General features: G+C 72.3%; 7 protein-coding genes and 1 pseudogene. 4 read left to right on the top strand and 4 right to left on the bottom strand.

What is annotated here, in order from left to right; genetic code table 11:
* Positions 1-123: 123 nt before the first annotated feature.
* Both F7R91_RS34920 and F7R91_RS34915 read right to left on the bottom strand, forming a co-directional pair.
* Positions 124-1,989 carry a glycoside hydrolase family 3 protein gene (locus F7R91_RS34920; RefSeq protein WP_150956479.1) on the bottom strand — a complete coding sequence of 622 codons (1,866 nt, stop codon included), beginning with the start codon at positions 1,987-1,989 and terminating at the stop codon, positions 124-126.
* Positions 1,990-2,288: 299 nt separating this feature from the next.
* On the bottom strand, positions 2,289-3,206 hold the full coding sequence (locus tag F7R91_RS34915) for a LysR family transcriptional regulator (protein ID WP_150956475.1): 918 nt from the start codon (positions 3,204-3,206) through the stop codon (positions 2,289-2,291).
* A gap of 157 nt (positions 3,207-3,363) precedes the next feature.
* On the opposite strand from F7R91_RS34915, the gene F7R91_RS34910 reads away from it, so the two are divergent.
* From F7R91_RS34910 to F7R91_RS44435, 4 genes and pseudogenes are all read left to right on the top strand, one after another.
* A complete protein-coding gene (locus F7R91_RS34910) occupies positions 3,364-4,278 on the top strand; it encodes an EamA family transporter (protein ID WP_150956472.1) in 915 nt (304 codons plus the stop codon).
* 4 nt (positions 4,279-4,282) lie between these two features.
* Entirely contained in the window at positions 4,283-5,521 is a 1,239-nt protein-coding gene (aroA, locus tag F7R91_RS34905; RefSeq protein WP_150956469.1) for a 3-phosphoshikimate 1-carboxyvinyltransferase, read from the top strand.
* 13 nt (positions 5,522-5,534) lie between these two features.
* A complete protein-coding gene (locus F7R91_RS34900) occupies positions 5,535-6,167 on the top strand; it encodes a GNAT family N-acetyltransferase (protein WP_150956467.1) in 633 nt (210 codons plus the stop codon).
* A gap of 58 nt (positions 6,168-6,225) precedes the next feature.
* Positions 6,226-6,850 (top strand): annotated as a pseudogene (locus tag F7R91_RS44435) (RBBP9/YdeN family alpha/beta hydrolase).
* Between the two features lie 194 nt (positions 6,851-7,044).
* Here F7R91_RS44435 and F7R91_RS34890 read toward each other — a convergent pair.
* Positions 7,045-7,845 (bottom strand): sugar phosphate isomerase/epimerase family protein, encoded by an 801-nt coding sequence (locus F7R91_RS34890; protein WP_150956462.1) that lies wholly within the window; start codon positions 7,843-7,845, stop codon positions 7,045-7,047.
* 11 nt (positions 7,846-7,856) lie between these two features.
* Positions 7,857-8,789 carry a bifunctional helix-turn-helix transcriptional regulator/GNAT family N-acetyltransferase gene (locus F7R91_RS34885; protein WP_150956459.1) on the bottom strand — a complete coding sequence of 311 codons (933 nt, stop codon included), beginning with the start codon at positions 8,787-8,789 and terminating at the stop codon, positions 7,857-7,859.
* Between the last annotated feature and the right edge of the window lie 73 nt (positions 8,790-8,862).

The raw sequence follows: 8,862 nt of genomic DNA, 5'->3' as shown, positions 1-8,862 counted from the left end.
ACTGGACACCTACGTGATCAACCACAACACCACCGCCAAGCCCTACCGCTGGACCTACGACGGCACCCCGCTCAAAACTTCCTGATGCCCCAACACCCCTCCACGAACTTGCGCGGAGCAGCACTAGTACGACAGCCCGTACCCGACCGGATACAACAGCTGGGCCGGGTCGTCCGCTCGCTGCACCGGCACCGGCAGCTTCCCGTGCGGCCGTACTCGGCCCGCGATCACGCGTGCGGCGGCGCGCAGTTCGACGTCGGTCCACGAGTAGGAGGCGAGGCAGGCGGTGACGGACGGCAGATGGGCCACGTCGTACGGATTGCGGATCGCGACCGCCACCACCGGCTTCCCGGTCGTCGTCAACTGCTCGACGAGCGTCTTCTGCGCGCTGGATGCGGTGACGTTGTACGTCCCGACCACCACCGCGTCCGCCTCCTGGGCCGCCGCGACCGCCCTGGCGATGGTGGCGCCGGACGGTGCCGTACCCGTGGACAGGGCCGTCGCCGTGAAGCCCAGCTCGGACAGCGCGGTCGCCAGTACGCCGGTGGGCGGGCCCGTGGTGCCGGAGGGGGAGGCCGGGTCGGCGCCGACGACGAGGAGCGTCCTGTGGGTGCGCCGGGACAACGGGAGCAGACTCCCCTCGTTGACCAGCAGAGTCGTCGTCCGCTCGGCGATCCGGTCGGCGGCCGCCAGATGCGCCCTGGTGCCGACGGTGCGGCGGACGCCCGCGTGGGTGACGTACGGCCGGTCGAAGAGCCGCAGCTTCGCCTTGAGCCGCAGGATGCGCAGCAGGGACGCGTCCAGCCGGGACTCGGTGAGCTCGCCGTCCCGTACGGCCTTCAGGACCGCGTTCCAGGCGATGTCCAGGGAGGGCGGGTTGAGGAGCTGGTCGGCGCCCGCCTTGAGGGCGAGCACGGGCACCCGGTCGTCGCCGTACTTGGTCCGCACGCCCTCCATGCCCAGCGAGTCGGTGACCACGACCCCGTCGTAGCCGAGTTCCCCGCGCAGGATGCCGGTGAGGATCGGGCGGGAGAGGGTGGCCGGGTCCTCGGAGCCGTCGAGCGCCGGCACCATGATGTGCGCGGTCATGATCGAGTCGATGCCCGCCGCGATGGCGGCCCGGAACGGCGCCGCGTCCAGCGCCTCCCACACCTCGCGGCTGTGCGTGATCACGGGGAAGCCGTAGTGGCTGTCGACGGCGGTGTCGCCGTGCCCCGGGAAGTGCTTGGCGGTCGCGGCGACCTTGGCGTGCTGGTACCCGGTGACCTCGGCGGCGACCAGCGCGGCGACCGCGGCCGGGTCGGCGCCGAACGACCGTACGCCGATGACCGGGTTGGCCGGGTTGACGTTCACATCGGCCACGGGCGAGTAGTCCTGCCGGACACCGAGCGCGCGCAGCTCGGCGCCCGCGACACGGCCCAGCGTGCGCGCGTCGGAGCGGGAGCCGCCGGCGCCGACGGCCATCGCGCCGGGGAAGAGGGTGGCGGGCCTGCCCACACGCGCGACTATCCCGTGCTCCTGGTCGGTGGAGATGAGCACGGGCAGCCCGCGCGGCTGCTCCAGGGAGGCGGACTGGATCCCGTTGGACAGATCGGCGATCTGGTGCGGATCCCGGGTGTTGTGCGCCCAGGAGAAGTAGATGATGCCGCCGACCCGGTACCTGGCGATCAGCTCGGCGGCCGTGCGGACGCCGATCTCCTTGAGGTTGGCGTCGATGTCGGCCTGGTCGGGAGCGGTTGCCGAGTGCCCGTACACCCGCATCACGAAGAGCTGCCCGACCTTCTCCTCCAGCGTCATACGGGAGATGAGGGTGCGGAGCCTCTTGTCGTCGGCGGGGGGTGCGGCATGCGCGGCGCCCGCGACCGCAAGGGAGGCGGTGACACCGGCGGTGGCCGCAAGGACCGTACGTCGTGAAGGGTTTGCGGTGTTTCCCGGGCTTCCCGTGCTTCCCGTGCTTCTTTCCGTGCTTCCTGTGCCGGAGTCGCGCACGAGCGCTCCTTCCCTCTGAAGGAAACTTCCGAGAAGTCACGAATATCCGGGAAGTTTCTGCCAGTCAAGGGAACGCGCAGCGTGCAGAGGGGCCGCCATCGGCGCTGTGGGAGGGGGCGCGCCGATGGCGGCGTGCTGCCGGCCGCGGTACGGCGGAGAGGGTGGGTCAGCGATCGCAGCCAGCAGCGAGGGCCGACACCGCACCGCGGTGACTCTCCGGCAGCCTGCCGGTTGGACGAGCGGGAAGGGGGCTGGGTTCCCGGCTCCGACGGGATGGTCCGAAGTCGGTGGCCGTGGGGTCAGCGGGACGCGTGGGCCGCGACCTCGGGCCAGTGCCGCTGGAGCGTGCGCACGGTCTCCGTGATCGCCGGACGGCCGGCCGCCCCCGTGCGCCACAGCGCGTACAGCCGCCGTACGGGCATCGGGTCGAGCGGCACCTCCGCCACCCCGCCGGGCAGCGGCCCGCGGCCCAGTCGCGGAATCAGGGCGACCCCGAGGCCGGCCGCGACCAGTGCGACCAGTGTCGGGTTCTCGTCGGCCTGGTGCACGATGTCCGGCTCATGGCCGGACACCCGTAGCGTGCGCATCAGCCAGTCGTGGCAGACCCGGCCGGGCGGCGGGCAGATCCACCGCTCGCCGCCCAGCTCCGAACGCCGTACGGCCTTCCGCCCGGCGAAGGGATGCCCCTCGGGCACCAGCAGATCGCACAGATCGTCCCCGATGACCGCCTGCTCCACCCCCGCCGGAGCCGGCAGCGGCGCGATGTCCCAGTCGTGCGCGACGACGAGATCGACCGCCCCCTTCGCCACCAGGTCCACGGACAGATGCGGATCGACCTCGGTGAGCCGGGCGTCGAGCGCCGGATGACGCTCCGCCAGCTCGGCCAGGACGCCGGGCAGCAGACCCCGCGCCGCCGAGGCGAACGCCGCCACCGTCAGCCGCCCGGACGGCACACCCCGCCGCTCCTCGAGCTCGGTCTCCGCCCGCTCCACGATGGCGAGCAACTCCCGTGCGGTGCCGACCAGTTGCCGCGCCTCCGCGGTGAGGCGCACGCCGCGCCCCTCCCGCTCGAGCAGCACGGTCCTGGTCTCCCGCTCCAGCTTCGCGATCTGCTGGGACACGGCGGAGGGTGTGTACCCGAGCGCGGCGGCCGCCGCTCCGACGGTCCCGTGGACGGAGACGGCGTGCAGGGCGCGCAGGCGCTGGAGGTCCAGCATGGCGACTCCTGTTCATCGGGCTTTCATCGGGCCCTGTTCATGGCCTGCATTCTCAAGGCTTGTCTTCTCATGGCCTGTATTCATTAGCGATGCTACATCCGACCGTGCAGCAATCATCGCTGGTGCTTCACGGTCTCGGGACGTGATGCTTCAAGGCATGCGACCCGCACATCTCACCCTCGCCGTCCTCGTCGCCGCCGTCTGGGGCGTGAACTTCACCGTCATCGAGATCGGCCTCGACCACTTCCCGCCCCTGCTGTTCTCCGCCCTGCGCTTCCTGGTCGCGGCCGTCCCGGCGGTCTTCCTGGTGGGACGCCCTAAGGTCGCCTGGAAGTGGATCGTGGGGGTGGGCCTGGCGCTCGGCGTCGCCAAGTTCGGCCTGCTGTTCGTCGGCATGGACGCGGGGATGCCGGCCGGCCTGTCCTCGCTCGTCCTCCAGATACAGGCCGTGTTCACGGCCCTGATCGCATGCGCGGTCCTGGGCGAACGGCCCTCCCGCATCCGGGCGTTGGGCATGCTGATCGCCCTCGGCGGCATCGGCGTCGCCGCCGTGGACGAGGGAGCCTCCGGCCCGCTCGGCGCGTTCGCGCTGGTCGTCGCGGCGGCGGCCTGCTGGGGCGTCTCGAACGTCCTCACCCGTAGGGCGGCGCCCCCGGACGCCGTGAACTTCATGGTGTGGGTGAGCACGGTCCCGATTCTGCCGCTGCTCGGACTGTCCCTGCTGCTGGAGGGCCCGAGCGCGGACTACGAGGCGCTGCGCGGCCTGGACTGGGCGGGGGCCGGCACCGTGGTGTACGTCGCCTGGATCCCCACCGTCTTCGGCTTCGGCGCCTGGGGCTGGCTGCTGCGCCGCCACCCCGCCTCGACGGTGGCCCCCTTCTCCCTGCTGGTCCCGGTCTTCGGGATGTCGGCGGCGGCGCTGTTCCTGGGGGAGTCGGTGAGTCCGCTCCGATGGTGCGCGGCGGCCCTTCTGGTGGGCGGGGTGGCGCTGACCTCGGTGACGGGCGGGCGTCGGGAAGCGGTCCATCCCATGGACGCACCGGCGCCGGAGCGGGCCGCCGTCCGATCATGAGGGCATGCCCGTAGTCGACATCCCCGGTTCCAAGTCCATCACCGCCCGCGCTCTCTTCCTGGCGGCGGCCGCGGACGGCGTCACCACGCTCGTCAGGCCGCTCAGCTCCGACGACACGGAGGGCTTCGCCGAGGGACTGGCGCGGCTCGGCTACCGGGTGGGGCGGTCGCCGGACGCCTGGCGGATCGACGGGCGCCCGGAGGGTCCCGCGGTTGGGGAGGCGGACGTGTACTGCCGCGACGGCGCGACCACGGCCCGCTTCCTGCCCACGCTGGCCGCCGCGGGCCACGGCACGTTCCGCTTCGACGCGTCCGCCCAGATGCGGCGCCGCCCACTCGGCCCGCTCAGCCGCGCCCTGCGCGACCTGGGCGTGGACCTGCGGCACGAGCAGGCGGAGGGCCATCATCCGCTCACGGTCGCCGCGTCGGGCGTCGAGGGCGGGGAGGTGACCCTGGACGCGGGCCAGTCCTCGCAGTACCTGACGGCTCTGCTGCTCCTCGGCCCGCTGACGAGCAAGGGCCTAAGGATCACGGTGACGGACCTGGTGTCGGCCCCGTATGTGGAGATCACCCTCGCGATGATGCGGGCGTTCGGGGCGGAGGTACGCCGAGAGGGCAACGTCTTCGTCGTCGCACCGGGCGGCTACCGGGCGACGACGTACGCGATCGAGCCGGACGCCTCCACCGCGAGCTACTTCTTCGCGGCGGCCGCGGTGACCGGCGGCGAGGTGACCGTCCGGGGCTTGGGGACGGAAGCCCTTCAGGGCGACCTGGCCTTCGTGGACGTACTGCGGCGGATGGGGGCGGAGGTGTCCACCGGCCCGGACGCCACGACGGTACGGGGCACCGGCGCACTCCACGGCCTGACCGTCACCATGCGCGACATCTCCGACACGATGCCGACGCTCGCCGCGATCGCGCCCTTCGCCTCGGGGCCGGTACGGATCGAGGACGTCGGAAACACCCGAGTCAAGGAGTGCGACCGCCTGGAGGCCTGCGCGGAGAACCTGCGACGGCTCGGGGTGAAGGTGTCCACCGGCCCCGACTGGATCGAGATCACCCCCGGCGGCCGGACGCCCATGGCGGGCGCGGAGATCACGTCGTACGGCGACCACCGCATCGTGATGTCCTTCGCCGTCACCGGACTGCGGGTGCCGGGTATTTCGTTCGACGACCCCGGATGCGTGCGCAAGACTTACCCCGGTTTCCACGAGGAGTTCGGGGCGCTGAACGCGCGGTGGTGAGGGGCGGCGAAGGGTGAGCTTCAAGCTGAAGGGGCCGGTCCTGGAGGGCGCGCTCGTACGCCTGGAGCCGCTGGAGCATAGGCACACGGCCGATCTGGCGGCCGCGGCGGAGGAGAACCGGGACACCTACGCGTTCACCTGCGTGCCGAGGGCCGAGGAGGTCGGGGCCTGCGTCGACGCGCAGTTGGAGCGCGCGGCGAGCGGCCGGCTGGCGCCCTATGCACAGGTGTCGCTCGCGACCGGACGGGCGGTCGGTACGACGTCGTACTGGGAGCCGCGGTGCTGGCTGACGGACGGGCAACTCGACGCCGTGGAGATCGGCTTCACCTGGCTCGGCGCGTCCGCCCAGGGCACGGGCATCAACGCCGAGGCCAAGCTTCTCCTCTTCCGGCACGCCTTCGAGGAGTGGGGCGTGTCCCGGGTGGACCTGAAGAGCGACGCCCGCAACGCCCGCTCCCGTGCGGCGATCGAGCGCGTGGGCGCCCGCTTCGAGGGCGTCCTGCGCAACTGGTCCCGCTCCTGGTCGCCGGGTGAGGAGGGCCGCCTGCGCGACACGGCGATCTTCTCGATCACGGCGCGGGAGTGGCCGGGGTGCCGGGGGCGGCTGGAGAAGCGGGTGGCGGGCTTCCTGGCGCGCAGGGCGTGACACCGGTCCGCGATTGGCGGGCTGGACCCGGTGAGGCGGTGGACGGAATCATTCGGCCATGAACGCTACGACCGACCCGACCGGGAACTCCGCCACGCTCTCGTTTCTCGTCCTGCACGGCTGGCAGAACCACCGGCCCCCCGGTCACTGGCAGCACTGGCTCGCCGACCGGCTGACCGAGGCAGGGCACCACGTCACCTATCCGCAGCTGCCCGACCCGGACAACCCCGGACTGGAGGTGTGGCTGGGCGAGCTGGGCCGGCATCTCGGTGAGCTCGACGCCGCAGGCGAGCGGGTCGTCGTCGCGCACAGTCTCTCCGTCGTGCTCTGGCTGCACGCCGTCGCGCGGGGCGTGCCGGGGCCCGACGCCGTCGACCGGGTGCTGCTGGTGGCGCCGCCGTCCGGGTCCGTACTCGCCCGGTATCCCGAGGTCAGGGAGTTCGCCCCCCCCGCCGCTCGACGGCCTCGCCCTGCCGGCGCCGACCCGTCTCGTCGCGGGCGACGACGACCCGTACTGCCCCGAAGGCGTCCAAAGCGTCTACGGCGACCCCCTCGGCCTCACCGCCGAGGTGCTGCCCGGGGCCGCCCACCTCGACCTCGACGCCGGCTACGGCTCCTGGCCCTCCGTACGGGACTGGTGCCTGGACGCGGACACGAAGCTCACGGTCCGGCCGGAGCGGTAGCCGCAGGACCCCGAGGGTGGACACCGTGCGCCCGATCAGCAGTCGCCGGAAGACCGGGGACGTCCGCAGGGGCCGTACATCGATCAACGTACGGCTGAGGCTCATGAGATGAGGACCGGGCGCGGCATGGGCTGATGCACCCGCGGACGCTAACCTGCCACCCCCGGCCGGGCCACTGAATTACCGGCGCGCGCTCACGCCGAGTCGTTGAGCAGCCGTGCCAGATGCTCGCGTCCCGGGCCCAGCAGGCCGGACAGCGGGGGAGCGGCCTCGTACCACCGCTTCTCGTACTCCCAGCACAGCCAGCCGTCCCAGCCGTGCCGGGACAGGACCTCCACGCACTCGGCGAGCGGCAGGACCCCGGCGCCCAGCGGCAGCGGGGTGGTGTCCTGGGCCGAGGCGATGTCCTTGACCTGGACGTATCCGAGATACGGGGAGAGCGCGGCGTAGGTCTCCGAGGGCTGTTCGCCGCCCAGCCAGGTGTACATGACGTCCCAGAGCGAGCCGACCTGGCGGTGGCCGACCAGGCCCAGGACGCGGATCGCGTCGGCGGCGGTGCGGTGCGAGTCGTGCGTTTCCAGCAGGATCCGTACGCCGAGGTCGGCCGCGTACTCGGCGGCGGTCGCGAGGCGCCGGGCGGCCGTGGCGTCGGCCTCCGCGTGGCTCCCGTTCGGGTCGGCGCCCGGGAAGACCCGTACGAAGGGGGCGCCCAGGTCGCGCGCGAGGCCGAGCAGACCGTGGATCTCCTCGACGACGGGGGCGTCGTCCCCCGGCGCCGCCACGCGCACGTACCCGGCGAGGCTCAGGACCTCCACGCCCGCCGCCCTGACCGCGGCCGCCGCGTCGGCCCGTTGGGCGGGGCCGAGGCCGGGGTGCACCGGTTCCTCCGGATGAGCGCGCAGTTCGACGCCGTGGTAGCCGTGCGTGGTCGCGAGCCGCAGCACCTCCGGGAGGGGGAGGCCGGGGACGCCGAGGGTGGAGAACGCCAGTTTCATGCTGCCTACTGTCACTCGCCGGAGCCGTGCAGGTCCAGGCGCCAGTCCTGGCCGACCAGGTCCTTTCCGAAGGAGCGGTGCGGATTCTCGGCGACGAGGACGAAACCGTGGCGCTGATAGATGCGGCGCGCGGCGGACAGCACGTCGTTGGTCCACAGGACGAGCTCGCGGTAGCCGACCCCCCGCGCGAAGTCGGCGACCGCGGTGACCAGCCGGTCGCCGATGCCGAGGCCGCGCGCGGAGGGCTCGACGAGCAGGAGACGGAGACGGGCGGTGGCGGGCGCCTCGTCCCGTACGCACATCACACAGCCGACGGGCTGCCCGTCGAGCTCGGCGATCCACACGCGCTCGAGATGGGGGTCGTGGTCCTGGGCGAAGTCGGCGACGATCCTCGCCACCAGCCCCTCGTAGTCGGTGTTCCAGCCGTACTCGGCGGCGTACAGCGCGGCATTGCGCTGCACGATCCAGCCCAGGTCACCGGGTCCGGGCTCGCGCAGGACGACCTCCTCACGACGGGGCAGGCGGCCCTCGGAGAGGATGGCGCGGACGGTGCGCATCGCCTCGGAGAGCCGGGGCCGGTCGTCCGGCGGTACGGCGGCGAGCAGCGCGCCCACCGTTTCGTCGGCGCGCTCCGCGAGCAGGGCGGCGGTCTCGCGTCCGTGCGCGGTGAGCGTGATCGTGCGCCGCCGCGTATCCCGCCGCGAGGGCGCCCGCTCGATCAGCCCGTCGTGCTCGAACTTGTTGAGGATGCGGCTCAGATACCCGGCGTCCAGGGAGAGTTCGGCCCGCAGGTCGGCGGCGTCCGTACGACTCGAATGCGCCAGCTCGTACAGCACGCGGGACTCGGTGAGGGTGTACGGGGCGTAGAGGTGGCGGCTGTAGTCGAGGGCGCCGATGACCTTCGTGTAGAAGCGGTTGAAGGCGCGGATGTCCTGGACGGTCATGATCGTCGACCTCACCGATATGTGACTCAGTCAGAGAAACGATGGGATCGAGCGTAGGCCTGCCGGCGCCACG

This window comes from Streptomyces luteolifulvus (assembly GCF_008806595.1).
GTDB lineage: Bacteria > Actinomycetota > Actinomycetes > Streptomycetales > Streptomycetaceae > Streptomyces > Streptomyces luteolifulvus.
The sequence above is the reverse complement of the archived record's forward strand: the minus strand, read 5'-3'. Positions and strand labels throughout refer to the sequence as shown.